This window comes from Pseudoalteromonas sp. (assembly GCF_041629635.1).
In the GTDB taxonomy this organism is placed as follows: Bacteria; Pseudomonadota; Gammaproteobacteria; order Enterobacterales; family Alteromonadaceae; genus Pseudoalteromonas.
Genome location: NZ_JBFKMX010000085.1, coordinates 1 through 15,658, shown reverse-complemented (window position 1 = coordinate 15,658; position 15,658 = coordinate 1). Strand labels below are relative to the sequence as shown.

At 40.4% G+C, this 15,658-nt stretch carries 15 protein-coding genes; 9 read left to right on the top strand and 6 right to left on the bottom strand.

All coding sequences use genetic code 11. The features are described 5' to 3' along the window. On the bottom strand, positions 1-1,579 hold a 1,579-nt coding region (locus tag ABYD77_RS12535), incomplete at its 3' end, for an anthranilate synthase component 1 (RefSeq protein WP_372770367.1). 393 nt (positions 1,580-1,972) lie between these two features. Then, positions 1,973-2,818, bottom strand: a complete 846-nt coding sequence (locus tag ABYD77_RS12530; RefSeq protein WP_372770365.1) for a DMT family transporter — start codon at positions 2,816-2,818, stop codon at positions 1,973-1,975. A gap of 466 nt (positions 2,819-3,284) precedes the next feature. Here ABYD77_RS12530 and ABYD77_RS12525 point away from each other — a divergent pair, with 466 nt between their 5' ends. From ABYD77_RS12525 to rluB, 5 genes are read left to right on the top strand one after another with little or no spacing between them, the layout of a single operon-like run. Then, positions 3,285-4,142 (top strand): PHP domain-containing protein, encoded by an 858-nt coding sequence (locus tag ABYD77_RS12525; RefSeq protein WP_372770369.1) that lies wholly within the window; start codon positions 3,285-3,287, stop codon positions 4,140-4,142. Positions 4,143-4,151: 9 nt separating this feature from the next. Next, entirely contained in the window at positions 4,152-4,772 is a 621-nt protein-coding gene (locus tag ABYD77_RS12520; protein WP_372770363.1) for an L-threonylcarbamoyladenylate synthase, read from the top strand. 24 nt (positions 4,773-4,796) lie between these two features. Next, positions 4,797-5,591 (top strand): ScpA family protein, encoded by a 795-nt coding sequence (locus tag ABYD77_RS12515; protein ID WP_372770361.1) that lies wholly within the window; start codon positions 4,797-4,799, stop codon positions 5,589-5,591. Positions 5,592-5,608: 17 nt separating this feature from the next. Then, on the top strand, positions 5,609-6,187 hold the full coding sequence (gene scpB, locus ABYD77_RS12510; RefSeq protein WP_372770359.1) for an SMC-Scp complex subunit ScpB: 579 nt from the start codon (positions 5,609-5,611) through the stop codon (positions 6,185-6,187). 53 nt (positions 6,188-6,240) lie between these two features. After that, positions 6,241-7,116, top strand: a complete 876-nt coding sequence (rluB, locus tag ABYD77_RS12505) for a 23S rRNA pseudouridine(2605) synthase RluB (protein ID WP_372770357.1) — start codon at positions 6,241-6,243, stop codon at positions 7,114-7,116. 68 nt (positions 7,117-7,184) lie between these two features. Here the strand turns inward: rluB and bcp are convergent, their stop codons facing one another. Both bcp and ABYD77_RS12495 read right to left on the bottom strand, forming a co-directional pair. Then, positions 7,185-7,658, bottom strand: coding sequence for a thioredoxin-dependent thiol peroxidase (gene bcp, locus ABYD77_RS12500; RefSeq protein ID WP_372770355.1), 474 nt, complete (start codon positions 7,656-7,658; stop codon positions 7,185-7,187). 11 nt (positions 7,659-7,669) lie between these two features. Then, a complete protein-coding gene (locus ABYD77_RS12495; RefSeq protein WP_372770353.1) occupies positions 7,670-8,203 on the bottom strand; it encodes a glycine cleavage system protein R in 534 nt (177 codons plus the stop codon). A 254-nt stretch (positions 8,204-8,457) separates the two neighbouring features. On the opposite strand from ABYD77_RS12495, the gene bamC reads away from it, so the two are divergent. Both bamC and ABYD77_RS12485 read left to right on the top strand, forming a co-directional pair. Continuing rightward, a complete protein-coding gene (gene bamC / locus ABYD77_RS12490; protein WP_372770351.1) occupies positions 8,458-9,522 on the top strand; it encodes an outer membrane protein assembly factor BamC in 1,065 nt (354 codons plus the stop codon). Positions 9,523-9,681: 159 nt separating this feature from the next. Continuing rightward, complete coding sequence (locus tag ABYD77_RS12485; RefSeq protein ID WP_372770349.1) at positions 9,682-11,082, top strand: YjiH family protein; 1,401 nt, start codon at positions 9,682-9,684, stop codon at positions 11,080-11,082. Here the strand turns inward: ABYD77_RS12485 and ABYD77_RS12480 are convergent. After that, positions 11,079-11,258 (bottom strand): DUF2897 family protein, encoded by a 180-nt coding sequence (locus ABYD77_RS12480; RefSeq protein WP_372770347.1) that lies wholly within the window; start codon positions 11,256-11,258, stop codon positions 11,079-11,081. The genes ABYD77_RS12485 and ABYD77_RS12480 overlap by 4 nt on opposite strands. Before the next feature lie 133 nt (positions 11,259-11,391). Here ABYD77_RS12480 and ABYD77_RS12475 point away from each other — a divergent pair, with 133 nt between their 5' ends. Both ABYD77_RS12475 and ABYD77_RS12470 read left to right on the top strand, forming a co-directional pair. Then, positions 11,392-12,729 (top strand): ankyrin repeat domain-containing protein, encoded by a 1,338-nt coding sequence (locus ABYD77_RS12475; RefSeq protein ID WP_372770345.1) that lies wholly within the window; start codon positions 11,392-11,394, stop codon positions 12,727-12,729. Positions 12,730-12,892: 163 nt separating this feature from the next. Further along, entirely contained in the window at positions 12,893-14,740 is a 1,848-nt protein-coding gene (locus tag ABYD77_RS12470; RefSeq protein ID WP_372770343.1) for an aminotransferase class V-fold PLP-dependent enzyme, read from the top strand. A 96-nt stretch (positions 14,741-14,836) separates the two neighbouring features. Here ABYD77_RS12470 and ABYD77_RS12465 read toward each other — a convergent pair. Next, the coding region (locus ABYD77_RS12465) for a substrate-binding domain-containing protein (RefSeq protein WP_372770341.1) at positions 14,837-15,658 on the bottom strand (822 nt) is incomplete at its 5' end.

The window sequence follows — 15,658 nt, the reverse complement described above, 5'->3', positions numbered from 1 at the left end:
CTTCTCCTTGGTAGATAGACTTAATTGCACGAATAACCGCTTGTGCTTTTTGGCGAGTTTCGTTTGCTTCGAGTTGCGGCACTGAGTCATATACTACGCCCGCACCAGCTTGCACGTAAGCAGTATTATCTTTAACAAAGGCACTGCGAATAACAATACAGCTGTCCATTGCACCATCACCAGTTAAGTAACCCACAGCACCACCATAGCTGCCGCGACGTTTACCTTCGGTAATGCGCACTAGCTCGGCTGCTTTTACTTTTGGCGAGCCAACCAAGGTGCCCATATTCATGCACGCTTGGTAGGCATGTAGTGCATCCAGCTCAGGTTTTAATTGACCCACCACGCGCGACACTAAATGCATTACTTGTGAGTAGCGGTCAACTTTTAATAATTCTTTTACATAACGCGAACCCGGCGTTGAAATACGGGCAATGTCGTTACGTGCTAAATCAACCAGCATAATATGCTCGGCGCGCTCTTTTTTATCATCGCGCAGATCTAGTTCAATTTTGCTATCAAGATCAAAGTTAATGCTGCCATCAGCATTTTTGCCACGGGCACGCGTACCGGCAATTGGATAGACCTCTACTTGATTGGTGCTTTGGCAATATTTAAGCGCAGATTCGGGTGATGCACCAAATAACACAAAGTTTTCATCTTTCATGTAGAACATGTAAGGGCTTGGATTTTGTGTTTTAAGTTGGTGATATGCTGCAAGCGAGTCAGCACAGGGTAATGAAAAACAGCGAGACGGCACTACTTGGAAAATATCGCCATCAACAATGTGTTTTTTAAGGGTTTCGACTTGCTGACAAAAGGTTGCGTCGTCAATATCAACACTTTCACTTACAGCGCCCGGAAAGGTTGGGGCATTATAAGCTGGTAAATCGTCACACAGTTTATTAAGTGCTTCGAGCTTTTGGCCTACTTCAAAACAGTTGGCGTGTGCGTCGGGGCCGCTAAATACATTACCAATTAGTTCTGTGGTATTTGCTTGATGGTCAATAACAATCAGTGTTTCTGCAAGATAAAAAATAAAATCAGGGGTTGTGTTGTCGCCGTTTGGCACGTTTGGCAGTGACTCAAAGTTGGCAACCATATCGTAGGCAAAAGTGCCGCCTAAAAATACTGCAAAATGAGATTCTGTGGTGCTTTCAATATTATTTACACATTGTCTTAATGCGGTAAATGCATTGTCAGCCACTAAGCGACTCGCTTCATCCATCAAACTGGTATCGCGTTCAAACACAATGCTTAGGCTTGAGTTTGCAAGTTCAACTTTGTGATCTTTAAAAAAGCCAGCTAAATGGGGTAGTAGCTGTTTGCCGTTATTGCTTTTTGCATCAAACGTTACCGTGTCACCATTACATTCAATACGAATAGCAGCATCGGCTAAAATTAAACTTTTTACATTATCTTTTGAATCAATTTCCGCTGATTCTAACAATAAGCTATTAAAGTTAGTCGGGTTGTTACATACCGCGCTGTAAAGTGCTAGTGGACTTTCAATGTAGTCCCGCGCCAGCGAAATGCTGGTAACTTTACCGACCTCGGTTGATATATGACTAAATATCACGCCTCATTCCTTATACAAAAAAGCCCGCTTAGAAGGCGGGCTGAATAATAGACAAACAGAATCCTCCCGCGTTAATTACAGGAACCACCACCATTGGATTAGTTGTTTGTTATTACTCATTATTCACCTCAAATTAGACATAAAAAAACCCGCACATTGTGCGGGTTTTAAGAATAGTTTAGATACAATTATTCCCACCCGCGATTACGAGTGCCACCACCATACTGTTTTGATTTGTGAAGTTACTAATTGCATTTAAACGATTCCTAAAATGTTTCAGCCATAGTAAACCCCAGATTGTATACATGAGTCAACACAAAACCGCCATTTTTTATAACTAATCGGATTTGTTAGTGTTTATTGGTTATAAGCAGTGTTTAAACAGTTATAAAGTCAGGGCTTTAGTGGCTTTTTACCAAGTACAACCAGCAAAATCCCGATTAGAATAATAGCTCCAGAAATCGCTAGTCGTTCACTGATAGGCTCGGATAAAAACAAAAATCCACCAATACCGGCAATAATGGGTACCGAGAGCTGCGATACAGCTGCTTGCACTGAGGTTAAGTGTTTTAGTGCAATATACCAAATGGCGTAACCAATACCTGATGTCACACTGCCCGCTATCACAGCGAATAAAATCCCTGTGGTTGAGGCATTAGTTGAGTTGAGTGTCATCAAGCTTAGTAACGTTATAAAAGGTAAGGTGCGCATAAAATTAAAGGCGGTATCGGCAAGGGGATTAGATGATTTTTTGCCAACTAAGGTATAGCCCGCCCACGCCATACCCGAAACCACCATAAGCACAAAACCAATCAGTGAAGGTGATGAAATATCAGGCAGCACTAAGTAGCTAAAACCAATAAACGCAATTAGCGCGCCGCACCATTCGATAGGATAAATTTTGGTACCTGAAAAAAAGGTATAAGCAAGCATGCTAAATTGCACCGATGAAAAAAGCACAAGTGCCCCAATAGCGGTTTCGAGTGAAATATAAGCATAGGAAAATGTCACGGCGTAAATAAACAAATAAACGGCGCCAAACCAAGACCCTTTGCTCACTGTTTGTGTATTTTTATGAAATAGGGCGTAAAGAATAAAAAGCGTTATCGCCCCAGATAATAAACGAATTGAGGTAAAACTGGCTGCATCAATTTGCCCTTGCCCAAGGGCTATTCGGCAAAGAATAGAGTTTCCCGCAAAGGCGATAAGTGACAAAACAGTTATTAACAGTATTCTCATAAAGTAAAGTGCGCTATTTATTATTAATTGAGTTTAAACAGATAAAGACCTTTGTTGGCAATCAGAGTGTGTTTACCTTTACTGTCTATTTCTGCAGCAGCTTGTTTGGTATTTAAACAAGGTAGGGTGATTGTAGTGTAGTTATTCTACATGAATGAACGATAAAGACTTTGTGCTCCTGCAAAGTCACCTTACCCTACATCCATGTAGGGCAACGTAGTATAAATGCCAAACAAGCACTGCCTAATAGGTTCAACCCAAAGCGTTTTGTTCTTTGTTATCGCTTCTTGACTTAGCCCACTAGGCCTACAAAGCGACGCCGCGATCAAAAAGCTTTGGACTTGAACAGAATTTAGACCGCAAAGTTAAACACACTCTAAATTTCTAAGTTCAATAGCAATAAATCAGCAAGAGTAATTAACGGCTGAATTTGGTATGATTACACGCAATCCATACGAAAGCCGCAATTATGAAATTTGATTTACACAGCCATACGTATTTTTCCGATGGCAAACTTTCCCCAGAAGAGCTAGTAGAACGCGCTGTTGAAAAAGGCGTAGATATTTTGGCTATTACGGATCACGATACCGTTAAAGGGCTTTCAATTGCTGAGCAACATATTAATACTAAGGCGTTACCACTCACGCTTGTTAAAGGCATAGAATTTTCAACAAAGTGGGAAACGTTTGAAGTACACATTGTTGGGTTAAACATCGACACAGATAATGACCTACTAAAATCGCTAATTGACGAGCAAACTGAAAAACGTGCGACCCGTGCAGGGAAAATGGCTGAAAAACTCGAAAAGCGCGGTTTTGAAAATGTATTAGCAGAAGCCAAAACCTTAGCAAACAAAGGGCAGCTTACCCGCGCTCATTTTGCACAAGTGATCCAAGCGCAAGGGGCAGCTAAAACCTTACAAGGGGTTTTTAAAAAGTTCCTTGTGCGCGGAAAACCAGGTTATGTAACAAGTGAATGGTGTGATATTGCAACTGCTGTTAAGGCAATAAAAGCTGCAGGTGGCCAAGCCGTATTAGCTCACCCAAGTCGCTATAAATTATCCAATAAATGGTTGCGCCGTTTACTGCAAGAATTTAAACATGCTGGTGGCGATGGCATTGAAGTGGCACTGCCACAACAAGCACCAAGTGATCGTCAATTTTTAGCGCAGCTTGCAGAAGAATATCAACTGCTTTCATCACAAGGTTCGGATTTTCATTTTGCAACCAACTGGTTAGAACTTGGAAAGAACTTATACTTACCTAAAGCCAGTGTGCCAATTTGGCAGGATTGGGCGATTGCCAAAGAACAAGAATTATATTAAGGATATCTAATGAGCCAGTTTTTCCATATTCACCCAGAAAACCCGCAGGCGCGTTTAGTGCGTCAATCGGTTGATATGATCCAGCAAGGCAATGTAATTGTGTTTCCAACGGATTCAGGTTATGCAATCGGCTGTAGCATAGGTAATAAACATGCAATGGAGCGTATTGCCCGTATTCGTGGCTTAGAAAAGCACCACAATTTTACCTTGGTTTGTCGTGACCTATCAGAAATTGCCACTTACGCCCGTGTAGATAACAGTTTGTTTCGATTAATTAAAAATAATACGCCAGGGCAATACACTTTTATTTTTAAAGGCACTAAAGAAGTGCCGCGTCGTTTGCTTAATGAGAAAAAGAAAACCATTGGTATTCGCGTACCTGATCACATTATTACTCAAGCGATTTTGGCTGCACTTGGCGAGCCGTTAATGTCTTGCTCGTTAATTCTACCTGGTGAACAATTTGCAGAAGCGGATCCAGAAGAAATTCGCTTTCAACTAGAAAAACAAGTGGATTTGATTATTCACGGTGGTTATCTCTCTGAGCAGCCAACAACCGTTGTAGATTTCTCGGAAGACACCGTTGAGATTATTCGTGTGGGCGCTGGCGACCCAGCACCATTTGAATAAAACACAGAGCATTAAGTAACCGTAATGAGCGAAATGCAGCAGCAAAAGTTACCGCTTGGCTTTTTACATGGCAAAGCAGTTACTGATAAGCCTGAGGATCTTTATATTCCGCCCGATGCACTTGAAGTGGCACTTGAGGCATTTGAAGGTCCGCTTGATTTATTGCTGTATTTAATTAAAAAGCACAAACTCGATATTCTCGATGTCTCGATTGCCAAAATAACCGGGCAATACATGCAGTATGTTGAGATGATGAAAGAGTTTAAGTTAGAGCTTGCGGCAGAATATTTGGTGATGGCAGCGTTACTTGCGCAAATTAAATCGCGTTTACTATTACCTGTGCATAAAGAGCTTGAACAAGAGGAAGAAGATCCGCGGGCATTACTTATTAGGCGCTTACAAGAATACGAACAATTTAGAAAGGCGGCCGAAAATCTTGACGCGTTACCTCGGGTTGAGCGTGATATTCATATTGCCCATGCGCTGTTAGATGAAACGCATTCGCAAGATGTCGAGCTACCCGACCTTTGTGTAAAAGAGCTATTGCTGGCACTTAGCGATGTAATGTCACGTGCACAAACATTAACGCATCACCATGTCAGTGCTGAGGTACTTTCAACCCGTGCACGTATGTCACATATTTTATCGCTCCTAACTGATAATGATGGCTTTTTGCCATTTTCTCAGGCGTTTGAACATATTGAAGGCAAAGCAGCGGTTGTGGTGAGTTTTATCGCCATTTTAGAGCTGGTGAAGGAAAGCTTGATTGTGGTTCAGCAAAGCGATATAAACTCGCTGATTTACCTTAAATTAAAATAACAACGAAACAAGGTGCTATGGCAAAGCGACTTTCAGACGAACAGTTAATTGAGCTTATAGAAGCTGCAATTTTTGTGGCAAATACGCCGCTTAGCAAAGATAAATTGCGTGACACAGTGCTCAGTGACTTTCAGATATCACTTAAACGAATTCAAACTGCAATTGATGCCATTATGGCGCACTACGCGACGCGCGGTGTACGTTTAGTCAAAGTGGGTTCAGGTTATCGTTTTCAGGCGTGTAGTAGTTTATCGCCATGGCTTAATAAACTCTGGCAAGAAAAAGCACCTAAATATTCCCGAGCATTTTTAGAAACACTGAGTTTAATTGCCTATCGTCAACCAATAACGCGTGGTGAAATAGAGCAAGTGCGTGGGGTAACGGTGAGCAGTCAAACCATCAAAACCATGTTAGAGCACAATTGGGTAAAAGTGTTGGGGTACAAAGAGGTACCGGGTAAACCGGCGCTTTATGGCACAACAAAGCAGTTTTTAGATCACTTCTCGTTGTCGTCATTGAATGAATTACCGCCATTACCAGCAGCTCAAGACGAAAAAATCTCACAAATCCTCAGTGAGCCAGCGCAACTTGATTAGCAGTGTGCTAGAATACCCTCCAATTCCTAACTGCGAAGTTACATGAGAAAATAATGAGCGAAAAGTTACAAAAAGTATTAGCACGTGCAGGCAAAGGATCACGTCGTGAATGTGAAACCTTTATTGAATCGGGCCGTGTTAGTGTAGATGGTAAGGTTGCCCGTTTAGGTGACCGAGTTGAACCAAACCAACTAATCCGTTTAGACGGGCACACTGTTAAGATTGAAGCGTCAAACGAGCGCGTTTGTCGTGTATTAATGTACCATAAGCCTGAAGGCGAACTGTGTACACGCAAAGATCCAGAAGGTCGCCGCACAGTATTTGACCGTTTACCACCGCTAGAAAATGACCGTTGGATTGCAATTGGTCGTTTAGATATCAATACCTCTGGTATGTTATTATTTACCAATGATGGTGAGCTTGCTAACCGTTTAATGCACCCAAGCTATGAAGTTGAGCGTGAATACGCCGTACGTGTATTTGGTGAAGTAACACCGCAAACGTTAAAAAACGTGACAAATGGTGTAGAGCTTGATGATGGTTTTGCAAAATTCCTTTCGGTTGTACCTCAAGGTGGCAGCGGCTTAAACAACTGGTTTAATGTTACGCTCACAGAAGGTCGAAACCGCGAAGTACGTCGTTTATGGCAGTCACAAGAAGTTGAAGTATCACGCCTTATTCGTGTGCGTTACGGTAATTTATTATTAAATAAACGTTTACCACAAGGTGGTTGGGAAGAGTTAAACCTAAAAGATGTAAACTATTTACGTCAAACAGTGGGTCTTCGCCGCGAAACTGAAACCAAATTATCGGTAATGCCAGAGAAGCGTAAAGACCGCCGCGCGAAAATTAATAAGATCCGTAAAGCAGTTAAAAAGCATAATCAACGCGTTACAACAGGTAATAAACGTCGAGCGCCGAAAAAATAATTCGCGTAAAACGTTACCAATAAAAAAGCGCCACTCGGCGCTTTTTTTAATTAAAATACTGCTGTTAATTAAGCATTTTCTTTTAAGTAATCAATGACCACTTGGTGGTGATCTTTGGTTTTAAACTTATCAAAGAAGTGTTCAATGGTACCATCCTGACCTACAAGGAAAGACAAACGATGAATACCGTCATATTCTTTGCCCATAAACTTCTTTAAGCCCCACACACCGAATGCCTCTGCAATTGCATGATCTTCATCAGATAAAAGAGGGAAGTTAAGCTCTCTTTTCGTTTCAAAGTTTTTTAAGCGTTTTACTGGATCTGGGCTAATACCAACCGCTACAGTGTTAAGAGCAGCAAGTTCTTCTTTATGATCGCGTAGATTCTCTGCTTGTACTGTACAGCCCGGTGTTGACGCTTTTGGGTAAAAATACACAAGTACTTTATTTTCTTTTAGTAATTCAGCAAGTTCTAAGATATCGCCATTTTGATCGGCTAATTTGAAAAGAGGTGCTTTGTCGCCAGCTTTAAGCGTGTTCATATTACAATTTCCTATCGAATACGTTTTAAAATGTGTTCTACGTTAGACTTTGAGAAAATGATCTCAAGCTGATGTTTAAATTCAGCTTCATCCACTTCACGCGAGAAATTAATGTCAATTTCAGAGCGCATTATTAACTCACCATCTTGCTCTAAGCTGTCTGATTTTAAAGCCGCAATATTTACATGATAGTCAGCCATTAACTGCGTTACTTTACTCAATGTGCCTGGTGTATCTGGGCCGTGGTAAGTAAGTTTGTAACCTGCTTTATATTCTTTCTCTTGGTGTTGGCTAGTTCGTTTCATCATGGTCAAGAGACCGAGCTCAACACTTTTCGTTGGAATGTTGTATTCAACACGACTAATGGCGGCCATATCGCCTTCAAGCAACATGATAAAGGTGAATTCATTGCCGAGAATTGCAATACGGCTGTCGATAATATTGCAATTGGTCTCACTAACCAGTTTGGTTAGTTGACTTACAATGCCAGGGCGATCTTCGCCAATGGCTGTGACAACAAGTTGATTTCCAGTGTTTAACGTCATTTTTAGTCTCAACGGGTTAATAACGTGGCCGCGAATTTTAGCAAATATATCGCTGTTCAACCATTGTAAATATATGATGTGGTGAAAATTATAGCGAATTGTGCGTTTTTAATTAAAGTTAACGCGGCGCTTCCTTGTGTTTACCCTTGAGGAAAAGTAACATAGGCGGCAATTTTGAGAAAAAAATTATGAACCAAACAGTGTGTGCTTCATCAAAGCATGAAAATAAGAAAAAGCACACCAAGGAGAAATTTGTGCAGTATTGGATCCGAAATTCATTGGTGGTCGCTATTTCAATGGCGATTACAGCGTGTTCAGTGTTTACCAATGATTCGCATCATAAACGCAATTACCGTGTTAATGATGAACTTAAAGTGCCTAGTCACCTATCTAAACCATATCAAGATCCTGCTTATGATCTTACTGTTGCGCAGTATCAATCAGCACAAGAAAGTGCTGAATATCTTGTTAAAGCGCCAGCTCAAGTACTTACTTTTGCACAGGGTTCATGGATTAATGAAGGCGATAAAGAAGCGCGAATTTTCTTTGATAAAAACGAAGGTATTCAAGATTTAGAAAGCTTTATCTGGCAAGCAATTGATGATCTTTTTATCGAGCGTCAAGTAACAGCTGAAAACAAAGCAGATAATTTCATTACCACTAATTGGCACTCAATTGAGAAACCAGTTGATGTTTGGTGGTGGCAAGAAGAGCGTGAATTATCTCGCCAAAAATTCAAGTTCATTGTTGAGTCTGAAGAGCATAAGCGTACCGCATCGGTAAAAGTAGAACTTGTTGACTTTGCTTCTAAATATGATGATTTAACCGGTGTATTACAACAGCGTTTAGAAGTCGCAGCACTGAATGCTTTTGTTGAGCAGTTTGACTTTAATTACCGCCAGCTAATGGTAGAACTCAATAAAGCACGCGGCATTGTTTCACTGCAAATGGGCTTTGATAACAATGGTAACGCGGCATTTGTCACTGAACAAAAAACACGTGATATTTTTGAACGCTTCCCAGGCTTCCTTGAGCGAGTTGGCTTCGATATTGATGAGATTGAACAATCGCGTAATGTTATTTTTGCAACTTACGAGTCACCAGATGAAAGTGTGTGGGATTCAATTTGGGGTGATGATGTTCGAAAATTACCACTCGAAGCTGGACAGTATCAGCTATTAGTTTCTGAGACGAAAACAGGTGGTACATCAATTACATGGCTTGATTCAGAAGGTGAAACGCTTGAACCAGGTACGTTAAGCGACACGCTTCAGGTGATTCTGGCGATGCTGAAAGAGCGTGGTGTAGACGTTCAATAAAGATTTTTGAAGGTTGAGTAAAAAAGAGCCATTGGCTCTTTTTTGCTTTTAATCGGTAGTTAAAAATAGCGAATATAATAGAAATTAAGTAAATGGTTATGCATATTCTTGGCACAGTTATGCAAATCGATTACCGCTATCACTTTAAAGGTAACAAGTATGAGTTTGGAAGCTAATAACGCCACTGCACCGCGCAGTAATTTTGCGACCATAATGATTTTCCTTATTCCGTCATTAATAGGTGTGTTTTTATTTATGACACCCATTAATCATGGCGGTGAATTTACTATTCCAATTGCTATTTTAGCGAAGCTTTTGAAAGGCTTATTAGCTGAACACATCACATTAATTGTGACATCGGTGATTGTGTTAATGTCGGTGATATCGATTCTGGCTACAGCTCTCAAGCCTAAGTTTTTAAAAGCAGGCAGCTTTATTCGCCATTTACTCATTGTTAGCTCAATTTGGTTAGTAGCGCGCACATTAGGTGCTATTTTTGTGCTGATGACTTATTTGAAAGTTGGCGCGTTTACTGTTGGCAGCACTACCATTGAAATCTACTCTGATGCTGTTGGTGGTCTAGTACTGCATGAGTTAATGCCAATTCTATTTTCAGTATTTATTCTTGCGGGTATGTTACTGCCATTATTATTGAATTTTGGTTTACTTGAATTAGTGGGTACTTTGCTGACTAAAGTGATGCGTCCACTATTTGGTGTGCCGGGCCGCAGTGCGGTTAACTGTGTTGCATCTTGGCTAGGCGACGGCAGTGTAGGTATTTTAATGACTGCAAAGCAGTATGAAGAAAAACACTACACCCAGCGAGAAGCAGCAATCATCGGTACAACGTTTTCGGCAGTCTCGATTACTTTCTGTTTAGTGGTTATTGGCCAAGTAAAACTGGCTCACTTATTTGCGCCGTTTTATTTAACAGTGTGTATGGCAGGTATTGCAGCTGCATTGATCGTGCCGCGTTTACCTCCGCTGAGCTACAAAAAAGATATTTATATTGATGGTGAAGAAGTGAAGGGTAACCCAGAAGCATTGCCAGAGGGAAAAACGCTATTTAAACATTCACTTGATGTTGCGCTTGATAAAGCGCGCCATGCTCAAACCATCAGAGAAACCATGATTGACGGTGTTAAAAATGCGGTTGATATGGTATTCGCGGTACTGCCTGTGGTGATGGCGATTGGTACTATCGCTTTAGTAATCGCTGAATATACGCCAGTATTTCAGTGGTTAGGTACGCCTTTTATTCCATTGTTTGAATTAATGCAAATTCCAGAAGCAGAAAAAGCGGCGCAAACAGTGGTTGTTGGTTTTGCTGATATGTTTATTCCCTCAATTTTAGCGGCACAAAATATCAATAGTGAGCTGACACGCTTTGTGGTTGCAGCAATGAGTGTTACGCAACTTATTTACATGTCTGAGGTTGGTGCACTGTTACTTGGTAGCAAAATTCCAGTAAATATCTTTGAGTTATTTATGATTTTTATCTTGCGTACCTTAGTAACATTACCTGTGATAGCCTTAATGGGACACTGGTTAGTAGGTTAATTTTCTTGATCTTTTTCGGCTCGTTGTTTTTCTTCTAAAGAACGGCGAGCCTTTTCAATTGGATCTTGATTAAAGTTCTTCATATCCATCTTTGCAGAATGTTTTAACAGCGCAATATTGCTCCATACAACGCCAAACACGATTGCAATTATTAAGATAGTGGCCCAGATACTCATTAAATTGCCCCTTTATGGTGGTTTTCTTTAATTTTAACCCAGTAAATGGAACTTAATAAGTTCTTTTTCATCAATTAAATAGTTGTTACTATTAGCGCGTTTCGCGTAATTTAAATTCTTATGGAGCACGGCGTTGTCACTTGAGCGAGTATTAGTTTGGCCTGAGGCTTATCCACTTTTATTAAAAGGCTTATTGGAGCAAAATGGCGCGTTTATTTTAGACGCACTTGAAGCTTGGCCCAAGTGTGAAGTGACCAAAGATGCGCAGGGCATAAGCACAAGTGTTTTACCCCCTTTATACTACCTGTTGTGGCAAAAACCAGCAGAGCCTTTTGAGCAGTGTTTTTATCAGCATATTTTTGAATATGATGATACTGCCCAGCAATACATCGAATCGGCATTACAGCATTTACAGCAACAACTAGGTAGTAAAGAAGCAACCAGTGAATTGCTTTTGTCACGTATTGATCAATACGCGTCAATAGGGCAACAAGTTGCAATGCAAAGCGAGTTGACACTTACTTCGCTGTGCATGCATTTAAGACTGTTTAAACTGTTTCAGCAATTTTTGAAGCTGGGCATGCCGCTCAGCCAAGATGATGTGTTAGCTATTTGGGCCGATGACGATTTTCGTGAAGTTGCACTTCCTTTTATTAAAAGTAATTTGAGCGACGATACAAACCTATTAGCAGAAGAAATTGCCAACAGATTAAGACAAGGCGAAGACTTTTTTGACTTGCTACTTGCACTATCAGATGGTGAAGTAGATAACCGTTTATTAGAGCGAGCGCTGTTGTCTCATATTTCTCAAGAAGATTCGAAACAAAGCTTATGTATGCGCTTTATTGAGCAAGGTGCAAAAGGGCAGATCACAGACGAGGATGGATTAACAGCGTTAATTTGGTCTGCAAAGCAAGGATTTGCCAATGTATTTGATGCACTACTTTCCAAAGAGCGCGCAGGAGAATGTGATTTAAATGGTAATAACTTATTGCATTTTGCAGTGCGTGCACGCAGCTTAGATATTATCAGCAAAGCCCTCAACGGCGGTGTAAACTATCAGCAAAAAGACGCTGATGGTCTTACGCCCTATCGCCTAGCGGTTGAACTAGAATTACCTGAGGTGATTAAACACTTTGAGCATAAATTTGGTATCAAAGAACTAAGTGAAGAAGGGCAGTTAAAATTGATCCAGATGGTGCATTTTTTACATGCTTTGGTATGTTTTATGTTGCCGCTACAGCTCTTTTTAATTTTCTCAGACTCAATATCAATCAAAACGGAAATAAGCATTGTTTCAACGCTTATTTCGTTAGGGGCATTTGCGTATGCACTTTCAATCAAGCGTAGTAATTTATACCCCAATATTAAACACCCAGTTGCATTAACACTAATAAGGTTTTTATCGCCAGTGTGTTTGATTCTGGCGCTGTTATTATTAATGATTATTCTGACTACTGTGCTGAGCTAGCCGTTGTATTTATTCCCGAAAAGGCCACAGTGATAGTGGCCTTTTTTGTTTTTAAAAAAGCTTTATAAAAAGTGGCCATATCAAAACGAAATATTATTAGCCTTTAAAGAGGATGTTTGAAATAATGTTATAAGATATTCCATTAAGTAATAAAGCAGTAAGTATGAGCCAGTCGTTAATTTATTTAGACGCCAACGCAACTACACCGGTTTACAGTGAGATTGCTAAAGAAGTAATGCATTGTATGGAAGTTGAATTTGGCAACCCATCATCGTCACACATTACTGGCTTAAAAGCTAAGCGTTTAATGGAAGACACGCGTAACTTAGGTAAAAAACTTATCGGTACAGAAAAAGGCCGATTGTTGTTTACATCTGGCGCTACAGAAGGCATTCAAACGTCGGTTGTATCGGCACTAATTGCTGCTAAATCTCATAATATTGAAAAGCCGGTTTTACTTTATGGTGCAACAGAACACAAAGCGGTACCTAACACTTTAAAACATTGGAATGCAATACTCGAAATTAATGCTGAGGTAATTGCAATCCCTGTCGATAGCAAAGGTATTTTAGATCATGATTTTATCGCTAAGCACATTGAAAATGCGCTGATGATCTGCACCATGATCGTAAACAATGAAACAGGTGCAACACAGGACATCACCGCGCTAGATAAAGTGATCCGTGACAATAATCCAAATGTGTTTTGGATGGTGGATTGTGTGCAAGGCCTTGGTAAGCAAGCGCTGAATCTTGATAAAACCAGTATTAATTACGCGCCGTTTTCAGGCCATAAACTGTATGCGCCAAAAGGTATTGGCTTTTTATACTTAAGCGAAAATGCACCATTAACACCGTTTATTGCAGGTGGTGGTCAAGAAAGTGGTGCGCGCTCTGGCACAGAGAATTTACCGGGCATTGCTGGACTGAAAAAATTATTTGAACTGATGCTGGATAGCACAAGCAACGTATTCAAACCATTAGAGACATTAAAACGCTACCGCGCAGACCTTGCCGAAGCGCTTTCATATACTTTTGATGAAATTGTGTTTAACAATGACTTTGATGTCTCTGTACCGACGACGCTTAATTTTAGTGTTGCAAATATTGCGGGCAGTGAAGTGATGAATTTATTTGATGCCGCCAGCATTCGTGTAAGTGCAGGCTCTGCTTGTAGTTCGGGCGCAGCGAGTAGCTTTGTATTAGATGCGATGAATTTAGCGCCTTGGCAAAGTGAAAATGCCATTCGCTTATCGTTTGGCCCCATGGCAACAGAGCAAGAAATTAATAATGCCTGTGCGCGTATTCGCTCGTTAAAAGACAAGTTAGCAAACGCCTGTATGCTATTTGAAAAAAGCAAAGAAACCCCGTGTGCTGTTGGTGTTAATCAGTATGTACTGAATAACGAAATCATGTATGTAATTGTCAATGAGTCTCTAAATGCACTTTTGATTAACGCAAAAGCAAGTGAGCTGGGAAAGATTGAACGTTTAATTAAAAATCAAGGGCTAAGAGTCACGGGATTAGTTAATGTTGACACTGACATTGCTGCTATTTTTGCTAATGCGAAACAATATGACTTAACTAATGACGCACTCTTGCCTGATTTTGATGTTGAAATTAATCAAGGCGTGCTTTACAAGTTTAGTAATAACCGCCGTGTTGAAATGCCATTACAATTTTTGCCTTGCGAGTCAATTACTGAAATTAACAGTGCATCACTTAAACAAGCGCTGGTTGCGCAGCAAGTTGATGGAATTGTGGATATTCGTGAAAATTACGAGCATCAAGAAGGGGAGCTTGGTGACTTTTTAAATATTCCAAGTGATATGATAAGTAATATCCCAAGTCATCGCTTATTTAATGAAATGATAGAAGGGCGATTAGCGAAATCAAAGCGTTATGTTTTGGTGTGTAGAAGTGGTCGCCGCTCAAAAGCCTGTTGTGCATTACTGAATGAATTTGGCTTTATCAACCTGACCAATCTTGCAGGTGGCGTTGCGTTTATCTAAAAAGGTTTTATCCCCCATAAAAAAGCAGCGATATCGCTGCTTTTTTATTAGAGCGTGTTAACCTTTATAGCCATCAACCATAAGTCAAATATGACGTTAGGCAATTTGACCTGTTGAATCACGAACAACCAATTCTGGTGTAAAGCAAACAGCCATTTTTTCTTCTTTGATTTTAGTCGGGCGACTATTTGCAAATAAAAGCTTAGCGGCTTGCGTGGCAATATCTTGGTTTGACTGATGTGCCGTTGTCAGCTTTGGCCATGTCTGTTTTGAGAAGGGTGAATCCTCAAATCCAGTAATAGATAATTGTTCTGGGATTTTTATATCCATCAAGCGCGATGCAAATAATGCACCCGCTGCTATTTCATCGTTACAGGCAAAAATGGCAGTCACTTTACTGTTTTTAGCCATTAGTGTTTTTGCACCTTCCACACCTGATTCGAATGAATATTTACCTGGGAAAATCAGAGATTCATCTAGGGAGATATTATGATCGCTCAAAGCAGCCTTGTATCCGGCTAAACGTTCAAGTGTTGACTTGTGCTCTTTTTCACCGGTAATAAATGCAATGTGTTTATGTCCAAGCGAAATAAGATGTTCAGTAATTTGGTATGCGGCATCGTGGTCATTTACAAAGATGGCATTTGATTTACCTTCTTGTTCAGTTGGTTCACGACCTGACAAAATACGTACGTAGTTAATGTTCATTGAATCAAGCAACTCAATGACATCTTCACGTTCCGATAGGGGGGGCGTTAATACTAAGCCTGACAAACGAGAGCGCTCAATCATGGTTTGTATTTCGTCTAATACGTTTTCATCTGTGCTACTACAAGGGTGAATAAGCAGTTCGTAGCCTTCTTCTTTACAGCGCGATAAGATCCCATTTTGCATATCAATAACATAATAAGCGTTAGG

Excerpts from the sequence above, each read along its gene's own strand:
- ABYD77_RS12530 (WP_372770365.1), bottom strand. The coding sequence starts at position 2,818 with ATGAGAATACTGTTAATAACTGTTTTGTCACTTATCGCCTTTGCGGGA.
- ABYD77_RS12520 (WP_372770363.1), top strand. The coding sequence starts at position 4,152 with ATGAGCCAGTTTTTCCATATTCACCCAGAAAACCCGCAGGCGCGTTTA.
- ABYD77_RS12515 (WP_372770361.1), top strand. The coding sequence starts at position 4,797 with ATGAGCGAAATGCAGCAGCAAAAGTTACCGCTTGGCTTTTTACATGGC.
- scpB (WP_372770359.1), top strand. The coding sequence starts at position 5,609 with ATGGCAAAGCGACTTTCAGACGAACAGTTAATTGAGCTTATAGAAGCT.
- rluB (WP_372770357.1), top strand. The coding sequence starts at position 6,241 with ATGAGCGAAAAGTTACAAAAAGTATTAGCACGTGCAGGCAAAGGATCA.
- bcp (WP_372770355.1), bottom strand. The coding sequence starts at position 7,658 with ATGAACACGCTTAAAGCTGGCGACAAAGCACCTCTTTTCAAATTAGCC.
- ABYD77_RS12495 (WP_372770353.1), bottom strand. The coding sequence starts at position 8,203 with ATGACGTTAAACACTGGAAATCAACTTGTTGTCACAGCCATTGGCGAA.
- ABYD77_RS12485 (WP_372770349.1), top strand. The coding sequence starts at position 9,682 with ATGAGTTTGGAAGCTAATAACGCCACTGCACCGCGCAGTAATTTTGCG.
- ABYD77_RS12480 (WP_372770347.1), bottom strand. The coding sequence starts at position 11,258 with ATGAGTATCTGGGCCACTATCTTAATAATTGCAATCGTGTTTGGCGTT.
- ABYD77_RS12470 (WP_372770343.1), top strand. The coding sequence starts at position 12,893 with ATGAGCCAGTCGTTAATTTATTTAGACGCCAACGCAACTACACCGGTT.